Genomic DNA, 22,228 nt, shown 5'->3' on the forward strand with positions numbered 1-22,228 from the left:
ACTTCCTCCGGTCTCACCGGCTGCGCGGGTTGAGCAGCCTTCTACTGACTGAGTGGTCATGGAGTCGCGAAACGCTCACTGCGAGTTTCAACGATTTTCTCCTCCGGTGGCAGGACTGCGTCTGACCTGCGGAAGGCCGCTTAATCCCAGCTTCTCCCGGGGCCCGGGAACTTTCCAGGAGGGCGCTCGTTGGAACATAGGGTCGGCGCTCCCTGCTGCTGCCACAAGGTGGCCCGCCGACCCCCCTTCAATGAGAATTGAAGGGATACAAGCCATGTGGGCTTGGATTTTGGGCAGCTGCGCTGTCTACCTCGCGGTGTTGATCGCATACGCCACACACATCGCCCTCTCGGCGCCCCACGGAGACCCAGCGCGTGCAGGCCCACAAGGTGCTGCGACGGCTGAGCTGGCTCGCCGTCAAACTCGCCACCATCCTCTGGAAGCTCCACGAAGCGGGGATGCTCTAGAGCTTCGAGCCCGCCGGCGCCCAGGCGCACCTGGGCGCCGGCGTCGTGCTGCCTCGAGCTGAGGAAATTTGGTGTCGCTGTGCGTGCGTCGTCCGGGCTTGCTAGTTGCAGCTGTCCGGGTGGCCGTGCGCGTCGAGCAACCCGCTCCGCCCCTGCGCGCTCTCGAGCAAGCTGCCACCTCGCCCGAAATCAGCTTCGACACGCTCCTCGAAATCCTGGCCGCGTTGCCCGACCACACGCACGTCCTGGCTGACATGGCCGCCGTCGTCGCCCAAGCGACTTCGCTCGTTCTGTCGGTGCAGTGTACCTATTTGATCGTGCAATATTTTGTTCTTCGACCCGGCCAGCTCACCCGGCCTGGCCATCGCGTCGAGCTTCGGCGAAGCCACCGCCATACAGCAGCGGGCGCGCGATGACCGCGCCCTGGCCTTTGGGCAAGGCTACCGTGCCGGTGAAGACTTTGTCAGCCTCAACGGACGCGGGTGGCTACCTGGAGGGGCTGGGTAGCCGACCGCGTCCGACCAACGGGTCAGATGACACCCATCTCGTGCAGCTTGAGCAGCAGACCGACGAGACCGCCCGCGCCACCGGAACCGAGCACGATGCCGGTCAACAACTTGAGCACCTTGTAGGCATCCGCGCGTTTGTCCGGGTCGTTCACGAACAGGGCCACGAAGCCGGCGCAACCGAGTAGTAGCAGGAACAGCACGGCGTAGCCGCCGAGGATCCAGGCCAACACAGTGTCTCCACTCGACCTGACCTGGAAACCGCTGGGCTCGGCTTTCAGGACAGGCACAGGCGGGGTTCCGTGCTCCTGGCTGATACACAAAGCGGAGTGAATGTAAAGCCCAGTGCCCCGAATTGGTCCTATTGACGCGGTGTGTCGACCACACCACACGTTCAGTAGTCGGCCGAGGCATTTTTTCCACCTTACCCGCATAACGCAATCGAGGCCACGACCTCCTTGACCTGCACTTTCTCTGGGCTGCGGTGTGGCCATACCTGGCTGCGAACGTGTAGGTGTCGGTCGCCTGGGGCTGGTCTCATTGGCCCCGATGCCAGCTGCGTCGCCACTTCGCCAAGCACCGCGCCCACGTCGCCGCCGACCTCGCGACGCACCACGAACCTCAGAGCCGCCGGATGGCACCCCGCCGGCCCGGGGACCTAATCTCGAGCAAGGGGGTGGCCGGTGAGCAGAACGTACGTCGCGACTAGAGACATCCCGCTCGGCGAGCTGACGAAGACCCCAGGGAAACACCAATCGCGGCGACGTCGGGAAGGTCCGCGAGTCGATCAACGGCCAGTATCGGGCGCTGGCGGTCCGGCAGACCGGCGACAGCTGGTGGGTGATCTTGGCGGGGAACCACGCTTTCGAGGCGATCCGGCGGGAGCGGCGCACGACGGCGCGGTGGGAGGTCACCACCTGCGACGACTAGACCGCGCCGGATCAACCTGCTCGACAACCGCGCCAGCGAGCTGGGCGGCTACGACGACGCCCTGGTCCACCTGTTGTCCTACCTAGACGAGAGCTACGAGGGCACCGGGTACAGCAGGACGACGTCGCCCCGCTGCTAGAACCGCCGGGCCTCGGCAACGACGGCGAGGGCAAGGTGTCCCTGGCCGGGGTCGGCGAGCCGGTCGTGGCGTACCAGCTGGTTGTTCGACGACGAGACGCAACACGCCCGCTGGCACGGGTTCGCGCGCTGCTGCACACCGCCGACCAGTCCGCGGTCGAGGAGGAAGGCCGTGCATGGCTGACAAAAGCGCAAGCTGGCATGGATGAGCCGGCCGGGGCTGGCATCGCACGCCACCTCGGTCGGGTTCACGCGAGCCGCTCACCCACGTTTTTTGCAACGAGCTCGAGGTCGATACCGAAAAAACCTTGACCTCGTTTAACCGCAGACATTGCCAGCATTGGTTTCATTACGTGAATTCCCGAACTATCTCCGATTAGAAACGAGCTCCTTATCTGCTCCAATGGCATCTGCCTCAGGAAATTCAGGACGTCTCGTATCTTATCCTCGCGAACTCCCAAATCCCAAAGGCGCACTGCGACCGCCAGAATTAGTACATCTTTAAATGCATATCGACCACCGGGGTGCACACCGTTAATAGATGCTGCGATCTCTCCACTATCAAGCCAGCGTTCAGCCTGCCCCGGTAATAGTTCCAGCTTTTCGATAACCTCAGGCAAAGAGTAGCCCTCGACGACCGCGCCGGCTGGAGTAATCCTTTTAGCGATCGATTTGAGAACAGAAGGATTCGACATCCTTACAAAGCGAGACGCTGCCAGCAGCATGGCTCCCAGATTACCATCCTCACCAGGCGGCAGCCGGGCGATAATGTCAGCCATTTCAGCAAAAAGAATTTCGCCGCCGCGCATCACGCTGTCATCAAAAATTTGCAGCACAAAGACCAACACCGATGCCGGTAGCTCCAACTGCAAATTTTCGACGAGGAATCGCGCAATCACATTCGGATTGCGATCTTCACGAACTATACGAGAAGCCGCCATGTGAGCAAGAATTGCAGTATGGGTGAACGAGTACAGCTCATCACCGACATCATTGACACCTACTACACTAATCACATTTGCTCGACCAGAAAAATACTCCACAAGATTGTCGACAAGCGCCCATCCGCGACGCCCCTCGGCTTCAGCAACGGTATCACTTATATAATCACTGACTTGACTTAATGCGACAGCCTGACCACCACGTTTTGCGTACCACAAAGCAAGATCTTCGAGGACCCGGCGAACGAGATAGCGGCTCAGGGCAGCGGTTTGAATACCGCGAACAACGTCCCAGTCGAACGTCGCTAGCTCCACCACCTTGTTGACGATTTCGGCGCAGTGATATCGAAATTCCCCAGAAGGAAGTCTCCCTGAGAGAGCTGCCGCGTGCGACAAGAGCAGCGGCGTCCGCCAAATATCCGTGACTCGGTCAATAAGACCAAAGAACTCCGCCGCAGTCAGCTTGCCAGGATGACCTGCATCATCCAGGGCAAATATCCGATTTACAAGGTCGCCAGCCTGCATACGACTCAAAGGAAGTATTCTATACTCGAGAAATAATGCCGGGTCCAGCCGAACGACACCATAGTCAGTCAATCGTGAAGTAACCAGGACACGCGTCATCGGATAGACGTTGCAGAAAGACTCAATCTGCGAAGACAAGGTCCTTCGCACCGCCAAATCAGACACCTCGTCTAGGCCGTCGATAATTATCAACGCCGAACCTTTAACGAGCAACCCCTGCACAAAATTATTTGGCGGACGCAATGGCATAACTCGAAGTAGAGACGCCTCGACAAGATCGACAAGAGGCAAGGAAAGATCAAAGAATTCTCGACCAGACAGATAGAACGGAACGAAGGAGCTATCCAGACCAGCGTGCTGCAACATCAGGAAGCGGCACGTCATCGTCTTGCCAGCGCCCTGATCCGCTAGCAATACCGTCTTTGAACCCGGCGCCGAAACTGTCGACTGGAGATCATCAAGATAAACTGATCCGTCCCTGCTGTCGCCCTCGCCCTTTGAGAACAACGGCGCCACAAAGATGTCACGAAGCTGCGCGCGCTGTCTTTCTGCAAAGTTTGGAACGGTTGTTCGACCATATTCCATGCGCACAAATTCGCGGTAATTTCGCAGATAATCATCTGTGGCATCATCGCCACCTTTTGCAGATATCCACAGCTGTCGGAACTCTTCTTCCGCTCCTCCAAGGAACTCGACAACCGCCTTGAGGGCACCCCAACGCGGCACACGCGAACCACTGAATATTTGCGCTATCGTCGTATGACTAAGTTCTGTTCCACGGTTTCTTACGCCCTCCGCGACTGCTCGCGTGCTGGGCATGCCCGCCTCCAAACGAAGGCGCTCCAAGGCGCCGTGCAGCTGCCGCCACGTCTCGCCAAGATCATCACCGCGGCCACTGGGGTTAGACATCTCTCCCACTTGATCGTTCCGTATGACCCCCATACGCTACCTGACCTCCCGAGGTTTACAACTTCTTACAGAGTCTGACATGCTGCTACGAGTCACTTCGAGGGATCCAGGAGGATCACCATGTCCGTCCAACCCCCGTCCCACGACCCCTGGCTCGTTGTGTGGCTCGCCTTGAGCGCCGTCGTCGCGTTGCTCATCGGCACCGGAACCGGTGTGCTCGGTTGGCTCAGCGGCCAGGGGGCGGCAGCGGCGGTGATCACCGGGGGTATCGGTTTCGGAGGAACCATGGGGCTTGCGCTCGCCGTGATCGGGCTGACGCGACGCCGCTAGTTGCGGTCAAGCTCGATCACGCCGCCCGGGTGCGCGTACGTCCCCCCTCCGCGTTCACCCGCCAGCTCTCCCCGTACCTTTTTCGTAGTTCCAGATCAAGGAGTTGTGGTCACCAGGCCCGGCATGACTTGCACCCCCAATCGAACCCATGATCCGGGGGGCTGTCACCGGGTCTGGTGGCATCGACCGACCGCGGGCAGAGACACGACCACCAACTCGTGAGTCTCCTCGTAACGTGGGTGCCGGCGCTCGATGCCTGATCTGTGATCACGACGCGGCGAACGAACGTCAGGTTCCGGAAGCCGCTTCGGCGGCGATGCCGCGGGCAGCGGCGGAAAACCACGGCAAGCAGGAGCGGGCCTCACCGCACTGGTCCTAGACGAGGACCGGGCCTCAAGCCGCTGGCTAACGACTTTCAAGCGGAGGCCATCGAGTGGCAGTCGGCGATCATATTTGTGCGGCTGAACCCGTCTGGTGGGGGTAGCGTCAGGCGCGTCGAGGTTCCTCGATTGGAAGGCCACGGCGCTCCACCGCCGGAAGGCCTCGGCTCCTATCCCGGCAACGACGCGTCAAATCGACCTACGCCCTTGATGGGAGAGAGCCGGCAAACCGAGTGCTCCCCTCCAAGATCGATTTGTCCGGTGCCATAGGGACGAGTAGCGGGCGCCGAGCAGGCGGGATCGTCTGGGCCAGCTTCCGGCTCTGCCGGCGCCGATGTCGTCGCACCACGGACGCCGCCGTCCCAGACGCGCAGCAGGACGAACCGGAGGCTCGGTGAGCCGGTTGAGCGTCGAGCACACATCGGCGATTGATACTGCATCAGATCACGCGGGCACCCACGACTCTGACCACACGGGCATCGGACCTCAGGTCAAACCCGCCTCGGATGAAGTCCACGCACGCTGGCGGTCATCGCTTCGGTCCACTGCCCGTCTGATGCCGAGCAGCTGGTCGCGTTCGTTGGGCCGGTTTCGGCACGCGAGTGAAAACGGAGACGCAACGGAGCCCCCAAGTGGACCCGCTATCACCAGTAGACCTTCCCGCCGACGAAACGAGCAGGTCAAACGCTTGCCTTCTTGAGCCGCCAAGGGGGCTCGAACCCCTGACCTTCTGTTTACAAGACAGATGCTCTACCAGCTGAGCTATAGCGGCCTAGCGCCCAAGCGCCAGCACCAGTGTATCGGGCTGTCCGCAAGATCCTCTCGAGAGGCATGATCCCCAGCTCCAGGCCACTATGGAGCCACGTGGTGCACGCCACTGCAACGAACGACACACTGTCGTCGATGGTCCGGGAGAGACACGTAGAGACACGTGGAAGGACACGTAGAGCGAGGAGGTGGATCTTGAAGATCAACGAGCGCACCAACGGGGGCACCGTGACCAGATGGCCCCTCCTCGAAGGTCCGCCGCAACAAGCGAAAACCCACCGCCCCAACCTCCTCAAGCGCCGCCCCTGGCACGTTCTCGAGGCCCCCACCGGGGAGTTCCCCGCCGTCGACGCCGATGAGGCCATGGGGCCCCAGCTGCCCGATGAGGCCACCGTCAACTTCGTCCTCGACCTCTCCCTGCGCATCGGTGAGGTCCAGATGTCCAGCGGCGCCGGGGCCTCGGACGTCACCGCGACGATCATCGCCATCGCCGCCGCTCTCGGGTTGCCGCACTGCGAGGTCGATGTCATCTTCACCTCGATCACCGTCACCTGTCACCGGGGCACCGACCTCTCGCCCGTCACCGCGCTGCGGGTCGTGCGGAGCCGGAGTCTCGACTACACCCGGCTGACCGAGACCGAGAAGCTCATCCGGCAGATCGTCCGGGGGAACGTCGGGGCCGAGCAGGCGCAGACCGAGCTGGAGCGGATCACCTCGGCGACGCACCCCTACCCGCGCTGGGTCGCGACGCTGTCGTGGGGCGGGGTCGCCGCCTTCATCACCATCCTGCTCGGGGGCGGCATCGACATCGCGCTCGTCGCGTTCGTCATCAGCGGTGTCATCGACCGGATCGGACGGCTCGTCAACCGCTACGGGCTGCCCTTCTTCTTCCAGCAGGTCATCGGCGGGCTGGTCGCGACCCTCTCGGCGATGGCCATCGTCAGCAGCAACCTCCTGACCACCGACAAACCGACGCTCGTCGTCGCCGCCGCGGTCACCGTGCTGCTGTCCGGGCTCTCCACCGTCTCCGCCGTCCAAGACGCCATCACCGGCTACAACGTCACCGCCGCCGGCCGCACCATGGAGACCGCGCTGATGTCCGCCGGCCTGATCGCCGGGGTCGTGCTCGCCCTGCGGATCGCCGTCATGCTCGGCCTGCCGCGGACGCCGCTGCCCGAGGTCAGCGGGTCGACGCCGCAGCAGCTGCCGCTCGTCGTGCTCGGTGGGGCCGGCGCCTCCGCCTGCTTCGCGCTCGCCTCCTACTCCAAGATGCGCGCGATGCTGGTCGCGGCGGCCGCCGGCACCATCGGCGCCGCCGTCTACGGCGCGCTCATGCTGTCCGAGCTGGACGGCGTCAGCTCGTCCGCGATCGCCGCGACGCTCGTCGGTTTCTGCGGTGGCGTGCTCGCGCGACGACTCGGCGTTACTCCACTGGTGGTCGCCGTGTCCGGGATCACTCCCCTGCTTCCGGGCCTCTCGACCTACCGTGGTCTGTATCAGATCGGGGTCGAGCCCGGCGGGAACATCTCGACGCTCATGACGGCCGTCGCTATCGGGCTTGCGCTGGCAGCGGGCGTGGTACTCGGCGAATGGCTCGCCCAACCGGTACGGACCGGCTTGGGCAGGCTCGAGCGCCGGTTCGCCGGACCACGCATGGCTGGTCCGCTCGAAGCGGCCGATCGACGCTTGGAGTAACCCGACGGTCACCGGCTGTTCATCGGTCACGCGATAGGGTTTCACTCTGGGGCCGCGACCCAGGACGCGAGGAGCAGCAGCTGTGAGTGACCAGAAGGAGAACGGGAACCAGGCCGACTTCGTCGTGGTGGCGAACCGGCTACCGGTCGACTTGGAACGCAGCACCGACGGCGAGCGCCGGTGGACGGCGAGCCCGGGTGGCCTGGTGTCGGCCCTCGAGCCGTTCCTGCGGTCGAGGAAGGGCGCTTGGGTCGGCTGGCCGGGCATCCCGGACGTCGACGTCGACGAGTTCGACGACGACGGCCTGGTGCTGCACCCCGTCTCGCTGAGCGCCGACGAGGTCCGCGACTACTACGAGGGCTTCTCCAACGCGACGCTCTGGCCGCTCTACCACGACGTCGTCGAGCGCCCGGTGTTCGACCGGGTGTGGTGGAACAGCTACGTCAAGGTGAACCAGCGGTTCGCGAAGGCCAGCGCCGAGGTCGCCGCACCGGGCGCGACCGTCTGGATCCAGGACTACCAGCTCCAGCTGGTGCCGGCGATGCTGCGCGAGCTCAGACCGGACCTGCGCATCGGCTTCTTCCTGCACATCCCGTTCCCGCCGGTCGAGCTGTTCATGCAGATGCCGTGGCGCGCCGCGATCATCCGCGGCCTCACCGGCGCCGACCTCGTCGGCTTCCACCGCCCCGGCGGGGCGCAGAACTTCCTCTGGCTGTGCCGCCAGCTGATCGGCCTCGAGTCGACGCGCGGCGCGGTCGGTGTCCGGTCGCGGCCGGGCACCATGCAGGTCGGCGACCGGACCGTCCGGGTCGGCGCCTTCCCCATCTCCATCGACGCCGCCGGCCTCGACACCCTCGCCCGCACGAAGGGCGTCCAGGAGCGGGCCGCGCAGCTGCGGCGCGACCTCGGCAACCCGAAGATCGTGATGCTCGGCGTCGACCGCCTCGACTACACCAAGGGCATCGACCTGCGCCTGCAAGCGCTCCACGAGCTGCTCCACGAGGGCAGGCTGCAGCCGGACGACGTCACGTTCGTCCAGCTCGCCACCCCCAGCCGCGAGCGCGTCGAGCACTACCAGCGGATGCGCGGCGAGATCGAGCAGATGGTCGGCCGGATCAACGGCGAGTTCTCCCGCGTCGGCCACCCGGTCGTCCACTACCTGCACCAATCGGTCGACCGCACCGAGCTGGCCGCCTTCTTCACCGCGGCGGACGTCATGGTCGTGACGCCGCTGCGTGACGGGATGAACCTCGTCTGCAAGGAGTACGTCGCGGCCCGGCACGACCTCGGGGGCGCGCTCGTGCTGAGCGAGTTCGCCGGCGCGGCCGCCGAGCTCTCTAGCGCATTCCTCGTCAACCCCCACGACCTGGACGGGGTGAAGGACGCTCTGGTGGCTGCCATTACGCTCGACCCGGCTGAGGGCCGTCGCCGGATGCGCGCCATGCGTCGCCAGGTCCTCACTCATGACGTCGATCGATGGGCGCGCTCGTTCCTCCAAGCTCTGGGTGCCGAAGCGGTCGACTGAAATAGTCCCGACCATGCACGAGCTCCCGAGGAGGAGTGTTGACTGCCGAGGCCCTGCCCGCCGAGTTGCGGCGCGCGATCGTCCAGATCGCCCGTACTCCGCGTCTGCTGGTCGCTTGCGACTACGACGGCACGCTGGCACCCATCACGCTCAACCCGGACGAGGCACGCCCGCTGCCCGAGTCCGTCGGGGCCCTCAGATCGCTCGCCGGTCTGCACGAGACCACCACGGCGGTCATCTCCGGTCGCGCCCTGCGTGACCTCGCCACGCTGTCGCGGCTGCCGTCCGAGGTGAACCTCGTCGGCAGCCACGGCTCGGAGTTCGACATCGGCTTCATCCACGCCCTCGACGAGAAGGCGCGGGAGCTGCACCGGCGGCTCGAGTCCGAGCTCGAACAGCTCGTGCTGGACGTCCCGGGCGTGTCCCTGGAGGTCAAGCCGGCGAGCATCGCCGTGCACGTGCGCCGCGCCGAGCACGAGGCCGGCCGGCGCGTGCTCGCGGCCGTCCACTCCGGACCGTCCACATGGGACGGCGTGTCGACCACCGACGGCAAGGAGGTGGTCGAGCTCGCGGTCGTCCAGACGGACAAGGGACGCGCGCTCGACATCCTCCGCCACCAGGTCGGCGCCACCGCGGCGATCTTCCTCGGCGACGACGTCACCGACGAGAAGGCCTTCGCCCGCCTCTCCGGCCCCGACCTGGGCATCAAGGTCGGCGACGGCGAGACGCTGGCCGGCTACCGCGTGCCCGACACCGTCGACGTCGCGCTGGTCCTCGGCTTCCTGCTGGAAGAGCGGCGCAACTGGCTCTACGGCGAGTCGGCGCCGCCGATCGAGCGGCTGTCGATGCTGGCCAACGAGCGCTCGGTCGCGCTGTTGACGCCGGACGCCAAGCTCACCTGGCTCTGCCACCCCGGCCCGGACGCGCCCGCGGTGTTCGCCGACCTGCTCGGCGGCGAGGGCGCGGGCCACTTCTCCATCAAGCCGCACCGCAACGGCCTCCCGCTCGGCCAGCGCTACCTGCCGAACACGATGACGGTCGAGACGCGCTGGTCGCGCCTGCTCGTCACCGACTACCTCGAGCCGGAGAGCCCTCAGCACCGGACGGACCTCGTCCGCGTCATCTCGGGCGAGGCGGTGGCGAGCGTCAAGTTCGCGCCGCGCCCGGAGTTCGGCGGTGTGCCGGTGAAGCTGGAGATCGTCGAGGGCGGCCTACGGGTGCTCGGCACGTCGGAGCCGTTCGTGCTCTACTCGCCGGGCGTCGAGTGGACCCTCACCTCCGACGGCCTGCACGACACCGCGACGGCGCTCGTGCAGCCGACGCCGACCAAGCCGGTGGTGCTGGAGCTGCGCTGCGGCACCACGGACCTCGGCGACCACGAACTGTCCGAAGTGGAACGCCGCGACCGCGCGGGCCGCTACTGGAGCGAGTGGACGGCGAAGCTGCAGCTGCCGAAGGTGCAGACCGACCTGGTGCTGCGCTCGGCGCTGACCCTGCGCGGCCTGGTCAACACCGACACCGGCGGCGTGCTCGCCGCGGCGACGTCGTCGCTGCCGGAGGAGATCGGCGGCGTCCGCAACTGGGACTACCGCTACTGCTGGATCCGCGACGCCGCGATGACCGTGCGGGAGCTCGCGCACCTGGGCTCGGTCGACGAGGCCGAGGGCTACCTCAAGTGGCTGCACGGCGTGCTCGCCACGCTGGCCGGCCCCGAGCGGCTGCACCCGCTGTACACCCTGTCCGGCGGCGTGATCGGCGCGGAAGCGGTCATCGAGTCGCTGCCCGGTTATGCCGGTTCTCGCCCGGTTCGCGTCGGCAACCTCGCGAACCACCAGGTCCAGCTGGACGTCTTCGGCCCGGTCGTCGAGCTGGTCGGCACCCTGGCCACGGCGCGCGGCGAGCTGCGCGACGAGGACTGGCAGATGGTCCGCGCGATGGCGGAAGCCGTGACGCGGCGCTGGAACGAGCCCGACCACGGGATCTGGGAGGAGCGGCACGTGCCGCGCCACCGGGTCTACTCCCGCGTCATGTGCTGGGTGACCATCGACCGCGCGGTCAAGCTCGGCGAGCAGTACGGCCGGGGCGTGCCGGGCGCGTGGCCGACCCTGCGCGACGAGATCAAGAACGACGTCCTCGAGCACGGCTGGAACGACGAGGTCCAGGCCTTCACCACGGCCTACGACGGCACGGACCTCGACGCGGCGTCGCTGTTCGTCGGGCTCACCGGCCTGATCGACCCGGCCGACGAGCGCTTCCAGCAGACGGTGACCGCGATCGAGGCGGAGCTGCGCAGTGGGTCCACTGTGTACCGTTACCGCCGCGACGACGGCCTCCCGGGCGGCGAGGGCGGCTTCCACATCTGCGCGGCGTGGCTGATCGAGGCGTACCTGCTCACCGGGCGGCGCACCGAGGCGCAGGAACTGTTCGACCAGATCGTCGCGGCCGCCGGCCCGACGGGGCTGCTGCCCGAGCAGTACGACCCCATCGCCGAACGGTCCCTCGGCAATCATCCGCAGGCCTATTCGCACATCGGGCTGATCCGGTGCGCCAACTTGCTGGCGGCGGGCTAGCCCTTTCGGTCCGAACTGACGTCAAGGCCACCTTGCGAGCGTCCGACGCCCGTAAGGTGGCCTTGACGGCGTTCGGAGGTGGTGGATGCAGGGAACGTTCGGACAGGTCGAGTTCGTGCCTCTGCCGCCCCGGTTCGCCGACCGCGTGCGGTGGGGCTCGGTGGTCGTCGGGTGCTCGATGATCGCCGCGATGGTGCTGCTCTTCGGGCTCACGACGTTCCTGCAGGGCATCGTCCACGGCCACGCCTTCCCGGACGCGCTGGTCGGCAAGGCGGCGACGGTGCTGCCCCCGCTGGGCGTGCTGGCGATCGCGGTGCTGGTGCTGAGCAGCCGCCGGTGCCTGCGCGGGAACTACCTGGTGGTCGCCAGCGCGGCATCGGCGCGCAACGCGCTCGTGTTCACGTACGTGCTGACGCTCGTGCTGATTCTCGGGTCGTTCGCGGTCCCGATCGTGTTCCGGGTGTGGCACGACAACCCGCGGTTGCGGGCACCGGACCTGCTCACGACGTTCTCGACGCTCGCCTTCGCCACCATGGGTTTCCTGGTGGGGATGTTCTACGTGCGACCGTCGATGCAGACGCTCCGGAAGTTCAGCGATCACCCGATTTGGTGAGGAAAGCCGACCAGGCGGCGGCGCTCACCTGCAGGTTTCCCGCATCGGGCGCCTTGGAGTCCCGCACGGCCACCGGCGCACCGGACGCAACCTCAACACAGTTGCTGTTGTTGCCACTGGTGCTGTAGCTGCTCTTCAGCCACGCGACCTCGACACAATCGCTGCCCTGGCCGCTGCCGCTGTAGCTGCTCTTGAACCACCGTGCGTCTACAGTGGACATCGCAGCCTCCCCGCTCAGAGCCGTTCGATCAGCGCGATCGAATCCTCCGCATCCAAGGCCCGATCGGCGAAATCCTTGAACGCCAGCTTAGCAGCGGAGACCTCACTCTCCTTTCCACGTGAATCGAGCCAAAGATGTGCTCCACGTAGGCGATATCCGGCTCCTCGGCATCTTCGAAGCTCGCGACGATGAGGTTCCCGAACTGCCCGTCGTAGGCACCCACATCTTCCGGCACCACCTGCAGCGTCACGTTCGGCAGCCGAGCCCGCTCGACCAGGTGCCGCAGCTGCTCCTCCTGGTCCGCCCGTCCGAGGATCGGCTTCCGGATCGCGTGCTCGTCGATGATCGCGTGGTACTTCAGGATGGGCGCGTCGGTGAGCCGCAGCTGCCGCAGCAGTCGCACGGTGACCTCGTTTTCCAGCACCTTCGGCTTCATCGGCCGCCGCCCCGCCGCGAAGACCTCGCGCATGTACGCCTCGGTCTGCAGCAGTCCGGGGATGTAACCGAACTGGAAGACCTTCACCTTGCTCGCCTCGGCCTCGATCGGCAGGAACCCGCGGTTGCCCACGCCGTAGTGGTGCCACCAGCCCTTTTCCTTGGCGCGGTCGTAGGCGGAGATGTACTCGCCCCAGCCCGAAACGACGACGTTGTACCGGTCCAGCAGCGCGCGGAAGTCGTGGTACGGCGGCAGGTACCCCATCTCGATCCGCGACATCTTGCTGGTCGACATGCGCAGCGGCGCGCCGGCTTCGTCCTGGGTCATGCCGAGCCGTTCGCGCATGCGCTTCAGCTGGCGCCCCATCTGCCGGGCGGGCAGGTTCGGCTCACCCACGACGTCTGACCCCTCGGAACCACATGGGCACGGATAGTAAGACCCGGGTCTGACAATCTGGGATTCCCGCGTGCACAGATTTCTTTGCACAACTTTCTTTGCACGGCTACAGTGACATCATGACCAGCGCTCCACCACCGGAAGAGCTCGACCCGGACGCCCTCAAGGCCGTCACGCACCCGCTCCGTCGCCGGATACTCGGCGTGTTGTCGGCCGGGCCGGCGACAGCCACGAAGCTCGCCCAAGCCCTGGGCGAGAACAGCGGCGCGACCAGCTACCACCTGCGGGAGCTGGCGCGGTTCGGGTTCGTCGAGGACGTCCCGGAGCTCGCGCGGGGCAAGGAACGGTGGTGGCGGACGCGGCCGCGGGACATCCGCTGGCCGCGCCGCAGCGAGCAGAGCGCCGAATCCCGGGTGCTGTTCGACGACATGCAGCGCCAGGGGTTCGAGGAAGACCTCGCGAAGCTCAACCGGTTCGCGGAAACACGTGAGGAACTGCCTGGCGACTGGCCGGACTCGCTGTTCTACGCGCGTGGCGGCACCTGGCTCACCGCCGAGGAGCTGAAGCAGTTCTGGGACGACTACATGGAGCTGTTCCGCCGGTACTGGCGAGCCGAGGACGACCGGTCACCGGAAGCGCGGCGCGTGCTCGTGCGCCTGCTCGCGTTCCCGGAACCAGGGGAATGACATGACAGGGGATCTCGTATGCGAAGAGGGGCTCTACTACTGGCCGGGGTGATCCTGGCTCTTTCGGCGCCACCGGCGTCCGCCGCGGACAGCTCGGACGTGACGTTCACAAACGGCGGGGTGACGTTGCACGGCACGGTCGTCGCACCGCCCGGGGGGACGAAACTGCCGGGCCTGGTGATGATCCACGGCTCGGGGGCACACAGCCGGGAGGACTACCGCGAGCAGGCGGTAGCCTTTGCGCGGCAAGGCATCGCGACGCTGATCTACGACAAGCGCACCGAGGGCTACTCGCAGTTCTCGCGCTCGTATACGACACTGGCGGACGACGCTTTGGCGGCGGTGGAGGTGCTGCGGACGCGGGCGGACGTCGATCCGTCGCGGGTCGGCGTCTGGGGGTTGAGCGAAGGCGGCTGGGTGGCGCCGCTGGCGGCGTCTCGTTCCGCGCACGTCGCCTTCGTCGTGACGCTGGGGGCGAACGGCGTCGAACCGTCGCGGCAGCAGGCGTGGGCGATCGAGAACCAGTTGCGGCGCTTGGGAATGGACGGGTCGATGGTGCGGATGGCGTCGTCGACGATGATGCGTCAGCTCGTCGGCGGCGGCGTGTTCCCGGAGGCGCACTACGACCCGGTGGCGGTGCTGAAGAGCCTGCGTCAGCCGGTGCTCGGGTTGTGGGGCGCGAAGGACGTCCTGACGCCGCCGGGTGAAGCGGTGCCGATCTTCCGGGATTCGTTGCAGCACTACACGTTGCGGGTGTTCCCGGACGCGCAGCACCAGCTGCGCCGCACCACGGACGGCTACGACAAGCTGCCCGGGTACGCGCCGGGGTACCTGGAACTGGTGGGCACGTGGGTGAACCACCCGCCTGCCGCGTCTTCCGCCGACGCGCCGCCCCCGCAGGACCGGCCGAGCTTCGTGGTCACGCCGTTGGCTTGGTACGAGTCGACGTGGCTGCAGCTCGCCGTCCTGGTGTTCTTGCTGGTGGCGTTCGGCTTCGGACTGGGCAGGGGCGCGGCCCGCCCGTCCCGCTGGCTGGCGGCGACCGGGTTGCTGACGGTGGTGGGTTTCCTGGTCGTGGACGTGCTGATCCAGGTGACGCTGGGCCGGAACCTGGGCCCGGTTCTCGCGGGACGGCCGTTGCCGTGGCTGGCCCTGCAGCTGCTGTCGTTGGGCGTGGTGGCCGCCACCATCGGCACGGCGGTGGCGTGGTGGCGGCACCGAACCCCGCGGCTCGGCGTGCTCCTGGCCGGCGGCGTGGTGTTCGTCCCCTGGGCGGTTTATTGGGGACTGCTGGGGATCTAGGCGGAGTAGCCCTTCGGCGGGATCAGCGTCGCGAGCTGGTTGAAGCTCAGCCAGTAGATCTGGTTCCCGCCGAAGCTCGCCGGGTCGGCGATCTTGACGGTCATGTCCGAGCTGTCGTACCCGATGATCGTGAAGTAGTGGTAGATCGTGTAGTTCGGGTAGCCGGGCGGGTGGTTGTTCGCGGGCGCGACGATGTTGGCGACGATCGCGTAGCCGTTGTTGATGTCGAGGGTGATGTCCCGCCAGAGCAGGTCGCGCTGGGCTTGGGTGGGCGGGTCGTTCGGCATTTCCTTGGTCTCGTACCAGGAGGTGCCGAGGTCGGAGTTCAGGACGCCGGTGACCTGCCCGACCCAGTCGGTGCCGTTGGTGGTGGTGCCGAGCTGGGAGGCGAGCGTGCCCTGGCTGGGCAGGTTCCCGGTCCGCGCGGACATGGCGATCCGCGTCGCGGCGGGCCCGCACCAGTACCCGGTCTGCTGGACCTGGTACTGGATGTTGAGGACGGCTTCGGTGGTGGCTTGGGCAACGGCGGGCAGGCCGACGAGCCCGAGGGTGGCGACGAGCGTGACGAATCCCAGGCGGAATCTGCGCATGACTATCCTTCCCCAGTTGTGGCGCCAGTGAGTCAACGCCTCACCGAGCCATGATCTCGGCACAATTCGCCCGCCGTCTCTCACCCACCCCGGATGGATCACGACAAAGGTAGGTTCGCCCGTGAACGCTCGCGGGGGCTGCGGGCAACTGGGGGCATGCAGGTGATCCACGAGGGATCGGAGATCTGGGGGCACGACCGCCCTGACCTGGGCGGAGCCGAGCCCGGGCCGGCGTTCGGCCGGCTCTTCGACGCCCATGCCGCGGCCTTGCGCCGGTACCTCGCCCGGCGGGTCGGGGCCGAACCGGCGAACGACCTCGTCGCCGAGACCTTCCTCGTCGCGCTCCGGCGCCGCGAGAGCTACCGGCCGGAGCTGGGCACCGCGCGGTCGTGGCTCTACGGCATCGCGACCAACCTGCTGCGCCACCACATCCGGTCCGAGCTGCGCGGCCTGCAGGCGACCGCGCGGCTCGCCCGCGCCGGCGACACCAGCCACGCCGGCCACGACGGTCGCGTCGCCGAGCGGGTCGACGCCCAGGTCCGGGCCGCCCAGCTCGCCGGTGCGCTGGCCAAGCTCAGCCCCGCCGACCGCGACACGCTGCTGCTCGTCTCGTGGGCCGGGCTCGAACCGGCCGAGGTCGCGGAAGCGCTCGGCATCCCGCCGGGTACCGTCCGGTCCCGGTTGCACCGGATCAGACGCTGGCTCAGGACGAACGCCCCGGCTCAAGAGGAGGTGCAGGACCTTGCGTGAAGACAACGTCCGGAAGATCTGGTCCGACGCCGAACTCGACGCGGCACTGTCGGACCTGCACGACGACGTCGACGAAGACGACGGGCTGGCCCTCTCCCGCGCGTCCCTCATGGCGGCGGCCGAGACGTACGAGACCCCACCGGCCACTCCCCGCCGCGGGACCTGGCGGTGGATCGCGGTGGCCGCGGCCGTCGTCGCGCTGGTGGGCGGGCTCGCGGTCGTGACGTCGCTGCGGACGCCGGCCCCGGAGCCGGCCCAGCCCGCGGCGACGCTCGCCGACCTCGACCGCCCGCTCGAACCCGGCGAGTTCCACTACGCGCAGAAACTCCAATGGCTGCCGGAGAGCCTCGAGGGGCGCCCGGCGGAGATGCAGCAGTCGGTCGAGCTGTGGATCCCGGCCGACCCCACCGGCATCTGGCACCGGCGCACGAAGTGGACCGGTGCCGTTTACGGGCTCTCGTCCGATGAACAGCGGAAGGTCCGGGTGAACCTTTCGCCCTTCGACGAGTACGGCCGCGGCGGCTCGTTCCCCGGCTCCCCGAACGCGGGCGGGACGATGAATCCGACTTGGAACACGCCGTTCCAGAACTGGCTGACGCCGGACGCGGCCTTCATCGCCTCGCTCACGCCCGACCGCCGGAAGCTGGTCAAGCGACTGGGCTTGGACACCATCAGCTTCCACGACTCCGGGAAAGCCCACACCGCCACGGAGTCACTCGCCATGGTGCGCAGCGTGCTGGAGACGGGCCTGGTCCGGAAGGACATCCGGTTCGGGCTGCGCGACGCGTTCGCCGAGATCACCGGCGCGTTCGTGACACCGGGACACACCTCGGACGGCCGGACCGCCACGGTCCTCATCGCGAAGGACTCGGGCCAGCGGGTCTTCCTCGAACCGGCGACGGCGCAGCTGCTGGCCTGGGACGCCGGCCCCATGTTCACGCCGGTCACCCCCCGCAGCGAGGTGGCCGTCAGCACGTCCAAGAACCGGCCCCCGTCGAGCGGCACCACGGGTGGGCCGACCTCGTCGAGCGACATCGGGGCTCCGCAGGCCACGACGACCGTCATCTCGGCGCCGCTGCCTCCGCAGCTGCTCCAGGTCCAGGAGACGCTGTACTCCTTCGCGATCACCCGGACCGCCGGATGATCAGCGGGCGTGGCTGGCCGCGTTCAGCGCGTCCGCGACGTTGGCCACCTCCAAGACCCGGATCCCGGCCGGCGGTTTCCCGGAGTCCGGGGGCACCAGCGCGTGCGTGAACCCGAGCCGGGCGGCCTCCGCCAGGCGGCGCGTGACGCTCGGCACCCGGCGGATCTCGCCGGCCAGCCCGACCTCGCCCACCGACACCAGCCGCGGCGACAGCGCGACGTCCTCGAACGACGACGTCAGCGCGAGCACCAGGGCCAGGTCGATGCCCGGCTCGGTGATCTTCATGCCGCCGACCGTGGCCGTGTAGACGTCCTTGTCGCCGAGCTTCAGGCCACCGCGCTTCTCCAGCACCGCCAGGACCATCGCCACCCGAGCCGAGTCGAGCCCGCTCACCGCGCGCCTCGGCTGGGGCGCCGACGTCGACGACACCAGCGCCTGCACCTCGCCCAGCAGCGGCCGCTTGCCTTCCATCGACACCGTGATCGCCGTGCCCGGCACCGGCTCCGCCGTGCGGCTGATGAACAGCCCGGACGGGTCCGGCACCCCGACGATGCCTTCTTCCTGCAGCTCGAAGCAGCCGATCTCGTCGGACGCGCCGAACCGGTTCTTGATGCCGCGCAGCATCCGCAGCGTCGAGTGCTTGTCGCCCTCGAACTGCAGCACCACGTCCACCAGGTGCTCCAGCACGCGCGGGCCGGCCACCGAGCCGTCCTTCGTGACGTGACCCACCAGCACGACCGGCAGCCCGCGTTCCTTGGCCAGCGCGACCAGCCCGGACGTCACCGCGCGGACCTGCGTCACCCCGCCCGGTGAGCCCTCGACCGCCGGGGAGGCCATCGTCTGCACCGAGTCGACGATCAGCATGCCCGGCTTGACGTCGTCGACGTGCCCGAGGATGGCCGCGAGGTCGCTCTCGGCGGCCAGGTACATGCGGTCGTGGACGTTGCCCGTGCGTTCGGCGCGCAGCCGGACCTGGCCCGCGGACTCCTCGCCCGTGACGTACAGGGACCGGTCGACGGTTTTCGCCCACTGGTAGGCGACTTCGAGCAGCAGGGTCGACTTGCCGACGCCCGGCTCACCCGCGAGCAGCACCACGGCGCCGGGCACCAGGCCACCGCCCAGCACCCGATCGAGCTCGGAGACGCCGGTGTGCCGGGCTCGCGCGGCTTCGACGTCGACCTCGCCGATCGGCCGGGCGGGTGCGCTCGGCGCTCCGGCGGCGACGCGCTGGATGGCCGGCCTGGACGGGGCGCCGCGTTCCTCGAGCGAGCCCCATTCCTGGCACTCCGGACACCGGCCCAGCCACTTGGCCGCTTCGTACCCGCAGCTCGCGCAGCGGTAGGTGGTCCCTTTCTTCACCCCGCGAGGCTATCGGCGACCACCGACAAAACCGGGGACCTACTCCTTGACGTGCGCCGGCGCCGCGATGGGCAGCTCGACGGTGACCGAGCCGGCGACCTGGAAGACGAACGTGACCTTGATGGTCTGGCCCGGCCACAGCGGCTGCTTCAGCGCGGGCAGCGTCACGGTGCCCTTGCCGACGGTCGCCGGGGCGGCGGTCGGGGTCGCGCTGGTCGACGGCGTTTCGGCCGACGAAGACGACGTCGCGGTGCCCGTGGAGCTGGTGCCCGTGGAGCTGGTGCCGGTGGCGGTCGGGGTCTCCGAAGAAGAGGACGGCGGTGTGGTCTGCACCTCGTTGGTGGACTCGACGGCGTCGTCCGGGCCGATCACCAGGGAGTGCCCGGCGACGATGGCCTTCGAGCCGCCGATGGTCGCCTGGGCGCCGTCCTCGGTCGTCACCGAGACGAGCGAGTCGTCCTGGGCGCCCTGGTTCACGATCGTCAGCGTCAGCGCCGGGGTCGCGCCGACCGGGTAGCCCGGGCCGGAAGTCGGGTACTGCACCGCGGCGTCACGCAGGACAATGGTCTTGACCTGGGCATACGTGCCGTTGACGGCGGGCTGCTGCGAGTCGGTCTGAGTGATCTGGCCGGCCCCGCACCCGGCGAGCACGAGCGCGGCACCGAGCGCCAGCACGCCCGCGCCGAGCACGCGACGATTCTGCAGCCTCACGTCGCAGTCCTTCCCTTTTCACGGCCTCGTCCCCGCGAAGACTAGCCGGGGTCGATCTCCCGCACCGAACCGGTCCGCGTTGCGCCCAAGATCAACCGTCCACAAAGGAATTCGTTGTGCCCGTTGACACCCGCCCCGGCCACCTGCGTGAGCATGGGGGTCGGACGTTTGTCAACCCCCGCCCAGGCCGCTGACCTGCGAGGACGAGTCCGGCCCGCTAGGTGGGCACTGGCGGACCGTGATAGGATGGAGTCAGCGAAAGGGGCAGAGGACACATGGTTTTCAAGGTCGGAGAGACCGTCGTCTACCCGCACCACGGTGCCGCACTCATCGAAGCCATCGAGACCCGCGTGATCAAGGGCGAGGAAAAGAAGTACCTCGTCCTCAAGGTCGCGCAAGGGGATCTCACGGTTCGCGTGCCCGCTGACAACGCCGAGATCGTAGGCGTACGCGATGTCGTCGGGCAAGAAGGACTGGACAAGGTCTTCGACGTTCTGCGTGCTCCGCACACCGAAGAGCCAACGAACTGGTCTCGTCGGTACAAGGCCAACCTCGAGAAACTCGCCTCCGGCGATGTGAACAAGGTGGCCGAAGTGGTGCGCGACCTCTGGCGGCGAGAGAAGGACCGCGGGCTTTCGGCAGGCGAGAAGCGCATGCTCGCCAAGGCGCGGCAAATTCTGGTCAGCGAGCTCGCGCTCGCGGAGGGCACCGACGAGGACAAGGCTGAAGTCCTCCTCGACGAAGTTCTGGAAACCGCGACGGTCTGAGCCCAGGGCATTCGCCCGACGGGCGGGTGAGTGCCTCTACGATCGCGAACCGATGAACGTCGTCGTGATCGTGACCGTCGCACATCATGCCTCCGACGGAGAGCTCGCTCTCACGCCGGTCCATGGTGAGGCGCTACTCACGCACACCGTGCGGGGGCTGCTCGGAGTACCGGAGATCGATCTGGTGCTCGTGGCGGCCCCCCAGCGGTGTGCTTCGTTGTTTTCGGAGGCCCTCCGTGTCTTCGAACAGCGTGGTCTCCCGTGCCGGGTCGTGCCCGGCTCGCTCCGGGAGGCTTTCGCCACCGTCGAGCCCGATCTTGCCCGTGACACAGTTGTACTCCTCCACGACGCGCTGCGGGCCTTCATTCCTGCGGAAACCGTGCGTGGTGTCCTGAACGCGGTCGGTGACTCCCCCGTCGTGGTGCCGGTGCTCCCGATGGCGGACACGGTGAAGGTGACCGATTCGTCCCTGATCGTCGGAACCGAGGACCGGACGCGGCTGCGCACGGCCCAGACGCCGATCGGCTACACGCTCGAGGCGTTCCTGGCGGCTTCGCCGTGGGACACGACCGGCGCGGCTCTCGTGGACGGCCACCCGGACGCGATGCGCGTCACGACCGAGTTCGAACTGTCCCTGGCCGAGGCGATAGCGGCGGCACCGAAGAACGAGGAGACGCTGTGAGGATCGGCAACGGGGTCGACGTCCACCCGGTCGAGGCGGGCCGCGAGTGCTGGATGGCGGGATTGCTGTGGCCGGGAGTGGACGGCTGCGCGGGCCATTCGGACGGCGACGTGGCCGCGCACGCGCTCTGCGACGCGCTGCTGTCGGCGGCCGGGTTGGGCGACTTGGGCGCGGTGTTCGGCACGGGCGACCCCCGGATGGACGGCGCTCACGGGGCGGACATGCTCGTCGAGGTCCGGGAGTTGATCTCCGCGGCGGGCTGGCGGGTGGGGAACGCTTCGGTCCAGATCGTCGGGAACGCGCCGCGGGTGGGGAAGCGGCGCGAAGAGGCGCAGAAGGTCCTGTCGGAGGCGGTGGGCGGCCCGGTGAGCGTGTCGGGAACGACGTCGGACGGCTTGGGGCTGACCGGGCGGGGTGAGGGGATCGCGGCCTTCGCGACGGCGCTGCTGCTGGCCGCGGAATAGCCCCACGCCGGCGCCGGTTCGGCGTGATATGGCCCTCACCCTCTCGGACGCCGTCCGCGCCCTGATCGACGGGAAGAACTTCGCCACCGTCGCCACCCTGGATCCCGATGGTGGTCCGCAGACCTCCGTTGTCTGGATCGGGCTCGACGACGGCGATCTCGTCTTCAGCGCGACCGAGGATCGCCGGAAGGTCCGCAACCTGCGCCGCGACCCGCGCGTGAGCGTCTCGATCAGCGACGCCGAAAACCCGTACCGACACACCCAGCTCCGCGGACGGGTCACCATCGAGCCCGACCCGGACAAGGCCCTCCCGAAGACCCTCAGCCACAAGTACCTCGCCCAGGACCCGCCACCCGAAGGGCCCGAGACCGAGCGCGTGATCGTCCGGCTGAAAACCGACAAGATCGCCGGCAACGTGAAATAG

The 22,228-nt window shown here is 67.4% G+C and carries 22 protein-coding genes and 1 tRNA gene; 14 read left to right on the forward strand and 9 right to left on the reverse strand.

The genetic code is table 11. The features are described 5' to 3' along the window. Positions 1 to 586 precede the first annotated feature (586 nt). Entirely contained in the window at positions 587 to 883 is a 297-nt protein-coding gene (locus AA23TX_RS37300; RefSeq protein WP_155547707.1) for a hypothetical protein, read from the forward strand. A gap of 113 nt (positions 884 to 996) precedes the next feature. Here AA23TX_RS37300 and AA23TX_RS37305 read toward each other — a convergent pair whose 3' ends face one another. The 3 genes from AA23TX_RS37305 to AA23TX_RS37315 all read right to left on the reverse strand — a co-directional run bounded on the left by AA23TX_RS37305 (position 997) and on the right by AA23TX_RS37315 (position 4,326). Next, complete coding sequence (locus tag AA23TX_RS37305; RefSeq protein ID WP_155547708.1) at positions 997 to 1,206, reverse strand: hypothetical protein; 210 nt, start codon at positions 1,204 to 1,206, stop codon at positions 997 to 999. 832 nt (positions 1,207 to 2,038) lie between these two features. After that, positions 2,039 to 2,293, reverse strand: coding sequence for a hypothetical protein (locus tag AA23TX_RS37310; RefSeq protein WP_155547709.1), 255 nt, complete (start codon positions 2,291 to 2,293; stop codon positions 2,039 to 2,041). Next, on the reverse strand, positions 2,290 to 4,326 hold the full coding sequence (locus tag AA23TX_RS37315) for an NACHT domain-containing protein (protein WP_155547710.1): 2,037 nt from the start codon (positions 4,324 to 4,326) through the stop codon (positions 2,290 to 2,292). The genes AA23TX_RS37310 and AA23TX_RS37315 overlap by 4 nt, the downstream gene beginning before the upstream one ends. A gap of 210 nt (positions 4,327 to 4,536) precedes the next feature. Between AA23TX_RS37315 and AA23TX_RS37320 the strand changes: the two genes are divergently transcribed. Continuing rightward, the gene (locus tag AA23TX_RS37320) at positions 4,537 to 4,746 is read left to right on the forward strand and encodes a hypothetical protein (protein WP_155547711.1); all 210 of its coding nucleotides are present in this window, start codon (positions 4,537 to 4,539) and stop codon (positions 4,744 to 4,746) included. A 1,079-nt stretch (positions 4,747 to 5,825) separates the two neighbouring features. On the opposite strand, the gene AA23TX_RS37325 is transcribed toward AA23TX_RS37320, so the two are convergent. Continuing rightward, a tRNA-Thr gene (locus AA23TX_RS37325) sits at positions 5,826 to 5,898 on the reverse strand. Between the two features lie 191 nt (positions 5,899 to 6,089). Between AA23TX_RS37325 and AA23TX_RS37330 the strand changes: the two genes are divergently transcribed. The 4 genes from AA23TX_RS37330 to AA23TX_RS37345 all read left to right on the forward strand — a co-directional run bounded on the left by AA23TX_RS37330 (position 6,090) and on the right by AA23TX_RS37345 (position 12,297). Next, a complete protein-coding gene (locus tag AA23TX_RS37330; RefSeq protein ID WP_155547712.1) occupies positions 6,090 to 7,589 on the forward strand; it encodes a threonine/serine exporter family protein in 1,500 nt (499 codons plus the stop codon). Positions 7,590 to 7,671: 82 nt separating this feature from the next. Next, positions 7,672 to 9,114 carry an alpha,alpha-trehalose-phosphate synthase (UDP-forming) gene (locus tag AA23TX_RS37335; RefSeq protein WP_155547713.1) on the forward strand — a complete coding sequence of 481 codons (1,443 nt, stop codon included), beginning with the start codon at positions 7,672 to 7,674 and terminating at the stop codon, positions 9,112 to 9,114. A 38-nt stretch (positions 9,115 to 9,152) separates the two neighbouring features. Continuing rightward, positions 9,153 to 11,684 (forward strand): trehalose-phosphatase, encoded by a 2,532-nt coding sequence (gene otsB, locus AA23TX_RS37340; protein ID WP_439328798.1) that lies wholly within the window; start codon positions 9,153 to 9,155, stop codon positions 11,682 to 11,684. An 85-nt stretch (positions 11,685 to 11,769) separates the two neighbouring features. Beyond that, positions 11,770 to 12,297 (forward strand): hypothetical protein, encoded by a 528-nt coding sequence (locus AA23TX_RS37345; RefSeq protein WP_155547715.1) that lies wholly within the window; start codon positions 11,770 to 11,772, stop codon positions 12,295 to 12,297. On the opposite strand, the gene AA23TX_RS37350 is transcribed toward AA23TX_RS37345, so the two are convergent. Both AA23TX_RS37350 and AA23TX_RS37355 read right to left on the reverse strand, forming a co-directional pair. Continuing rightward, the gene (locus AA23TX_RS37350; RefSeq protein ID WP_155547716.1) at positions 12,275 to 12,517 is read right to left on the reverse strand and encodes a DUF397 domain-containing protein; all 243 of its coding nucleotides are present in this window, start codon (positions 12,515 to 12,517) and stop codon (positions 12,275 to 12,277) included. The two genes, AA23TX_RS37345 and AA23TX_RS37350, sit on opposite strands and share 23 nt — an antisense overlap. 28 nt (positions 12,518 to 12,545) lie before the next feature. Continuing rightward, positions 12,546 to 13,349: a helix-turn-helix domain-containing protein gene (locus AA23TX_RS37355; protein WP_230863006.1), complete on the reverse strand. Its 804-nt coding sequence runs from the start codon at positions 13,347 to 13,349 to the stop codon at positions 12,546 to 12,548. A 119-nt stretch (positions 13,350 to 13,468) separates the two neighbouring features. On the opposite strand from AA23TX_RS37355, the gene AA23TX_RS37360 reads away from it, so the two are divergent. Then, on the forward strand, positions 13,469 to 14,035 hold the full coding sequence (locus tag AA23TX_RS37360; RefSeq protein WP_155547717.1) for an ArsR/SmtB family transcription factor: 567 nt from the start codon (positions 13,469 to 13,471) through the stop codon (positions 14,033 to 14,035). Between the two features lie 18 nt (positions 14,036 to 14,053). Then, positions 14,054 to 15,337 carry an alpha/beta hydrolase family protein gene (locus tag AA23TX_RS37365; protein WP_230863007.1) on the forward strand — a complete coding sequence of 428 codons (1,284 nt, stop codon included), beginning with the start codon at positions 14,054 to 14,056 and terminating at the stop codon, positions 15,335 to 15,337. Here AA23TX_RS37365 and AA23TX_RS37370 read toward each other — a convergent pair. Continuing rightward, positions 15,334 to 15,927, reverse strand: a complete 594-nt coding sequence (locus AA23TX_RS37370) for a C39 family peptidase (protein ID WP_155547718.1) — start codon at positions 15,925 to 15,927, stop codon at positions 15,334 to 15,336. The two genes, AA23TX_RS37365 and AA23TX_RS37370, sit on opposite strands and share 4 nt — an antisense overlap. A gap of 156 nt (positions 15,928 to 16,083) precedes the next feature. Between AA23TX_RS37370 and AA23TX_RS37375 the strand changes: the two genes are divergently transcribed. Both AA23TX_RS37375 and AA23TX_RS37380 read left to right on the forward strand, forming a co-directional pair. Then, complete coding sequence (locus tag AA23TX_RS37375) at positions 16,084 to 16,677, forward strand: RNA polymerase sigma factor (RefSeq protein ID WP_155547719.1); 594 nt, start codon at positions 16,084 to 16,086, stop codon at positions 16,675 to 16,677. Then, a complete protein-coding gene (locus AA23TX_RS37380) occupies positions 16,670 to 17,821 on the forward strand; it encodes a hypothetical protein (protein WP_155547720.1) in 1,152 nt (383 codons plus the stop codon). The genes AA23TX_RS37375 and AA23TX_RS37380 overlap by 8 nt, the downstream gene beginning before the upstream one ends. On the opposite strand, the gene radA is transcribed toward AA23TX_RS37380, so the two are convergent. Together radA and AA23TX_RS37390 are read right to left on the reverse strand one after the other, a co-directional pair. Beyond that, positions 17,822 to 19,180, reverse strand: a complete 1,359-nt coding sequence (radA, locus tag AA23TX_RS37385; protein WP_155547721.1) for a DNA repair protein RadA — start codon at positions 19,178 to 19,180, stop codon at positions 17,822 to 17,824. A 39-nt stretch (positions 19,181 to 19,219) separates the two neighbouring features. Then, complete coding sequence (locus tag AA23TX_RS37390; protein ID WP_155547722.1) at positions 19,220 to 19,891, reverse strand: hypothetical protein; 672 nt, start codon at positions 19,889 to 19,891, stop codon at positions 19,220 to 19,222. 275 nt (positions 19,892 to 20,166) lie between these two features. Between AA23TX_RS37390 and AA23TX_RS37395 the strand changes: the two genes are divergently transcribed. The 4 genes from AA23TX_RS37395 to AA23TX_RS37410 are packed head-to-tail and all read left to right on the forward strand — an operon-like array spanning position 20,167 to position 22,228. Then, a complete protein-coding gene (locus AA23TX_RS37395; RefSeq protein ID WP_004559016.1) occupies positions 20,167 to 20,658 on the forward strand; it encodes a CarD family transcriptional regulator in 492 nt (163 codons plus the stop codon). 52 nt (positions 20,659 to 20,710) lie between these two features. Continuing rightward, positions 20,711 to 21,340 carry an IspD/TarI family cytidylyltransferase gene (locus AA23TX_RS37400; RefSeq protein ID WP_155547723.1) on the forward strand — a complete coding sequence of 210 codons (630 nt, stop codon included), beginning with the start codon at positions 20,711 to 20,713 and terminating at the stop codon, positions 21,338 to 21,340. After that, on the forward strand, positions 21,337 to 21,804 hold the full coding sequence (gene ispF, locus AA23TX_RS37405; RefSeq protein WP_155547724.1) for a 2-C-methyl-D-erythritol 2,4-cyclodiphosphate synthase: 468 nt from the start codon (positions 21,337 to 21,339) through the stop codon (positions 21,802 to 21,804). Before AA23TX_RS37400 ends, ispF begins: the two co-directional genes overlap by 4 nt. A 28-nt stretch (positions 21,805 to 21,832) precedes the next feature. Next, entirely contained in the window at positions 21,833 to 22,228 is a 396-nt protein-coding gene (locus AA23TX_RS37410; protein ID WP_155547725.1) for a PPOX class F420-dependent oxidoreductase, read from the forward strand.

It is taken from the genome of Amycolatopsis camponoti (assembly GCF_902497555.1).
In the GTDB taxonomy this organism is placed as follows: domain Bacteria; phylum Actinomycetota; class Actinomycetes; order Mycobacteriales; family Pseudonocardiaceae; genus Amycolatopsis; species Amycolatopsis camponoti.

What these genes read in the sequence shown, in the direction of transcription:
- AA23TX_RS37360 (WP_155547717.1), top strand. Translation starts at nt 13,469, where the DNA reads ATGACCAGCGCTCCACCACCGGAAGAGCTCGACCCGGACGCCCTCAAG.
- AA23TX_RS37320 (WP_155547711.1), top strand. Translation starts at nt 4,537, where the DNA reads ATGTCCGTCCAACCCCCGTCCCACGACCCCTGGCTCGTTGTGTGGCTC.
- AA23TX_RS37315 (WP_155547710.1), bottom strand. Translation starts at nt 4,326, where the DNA reads ATGCCCAGCACGCGAGCAGTCGCGGAGGGCGTAAGAAACCGTGGAACA.
- AA23TX_RS37345 (WP_155547715.1), top strand. Translation starts at nt 11,770, where the DNA reads ATGCAGGGAACGTTCGGACAGGTCGAGTTCGTGCCTCTGCCGCCCCGG.
- AA23TX_RS37375 (WP_155547719.1), top strand. Translation starts at nt 16,084, where the DNA reads ATGCAGGTGATCCACGAGGGATCGGAGATCTGGGGGCACGACCGCCCT.
- AA23TX_RS37365 (WP_230863007.1), top strand. Translation starts at nt 14,054, where the DNA reads ATGCGAAGAGGGGCTCTACTACTGGCCGGGGTGATCCTGGCTCTTTCG.
- AA23TX_RS37395 (WP_004559016.1), top strand. Translation starts at nt 20,167, where the DNA reads ATGGTTTTCAAGGTCGGAGAGACCGTCGTCTACCCGCACCACGGTGCC.
- AA23TX_RS37410 (WP_155547725.1), top strand. Translation starts at nt 21,833, where the DNA reads ATGGCCCTCACCCTCTCGGACGCCGTCCGCGCCCTGATCGACGGGAAG.
- AA23TX_RS37350 (WP_155547716.1), bottom strand. Translation starts at nt 12,517, where the DNA reads ATGTCCACTGTAGACGCACGGTGGTTCAAGAGCAGCTACAGCGGCAGC.
- AA23TX_RS37370 (WP_155547718.1), bottom strand. Translation starts at nt 15,927, where the DNA reads ATGCGCAGATTCCGCCTGGGATTCGTCACGCTCGTCGCCACCCTCGGG.
- AA23TX_RS37400 (WP_155547723.1), top strand. Translation starts at nt 20,711, where the DNA reads ATGAACGTCGTCGTGATCGTGACCGTCGCACATCATGCCTCCGACGGA.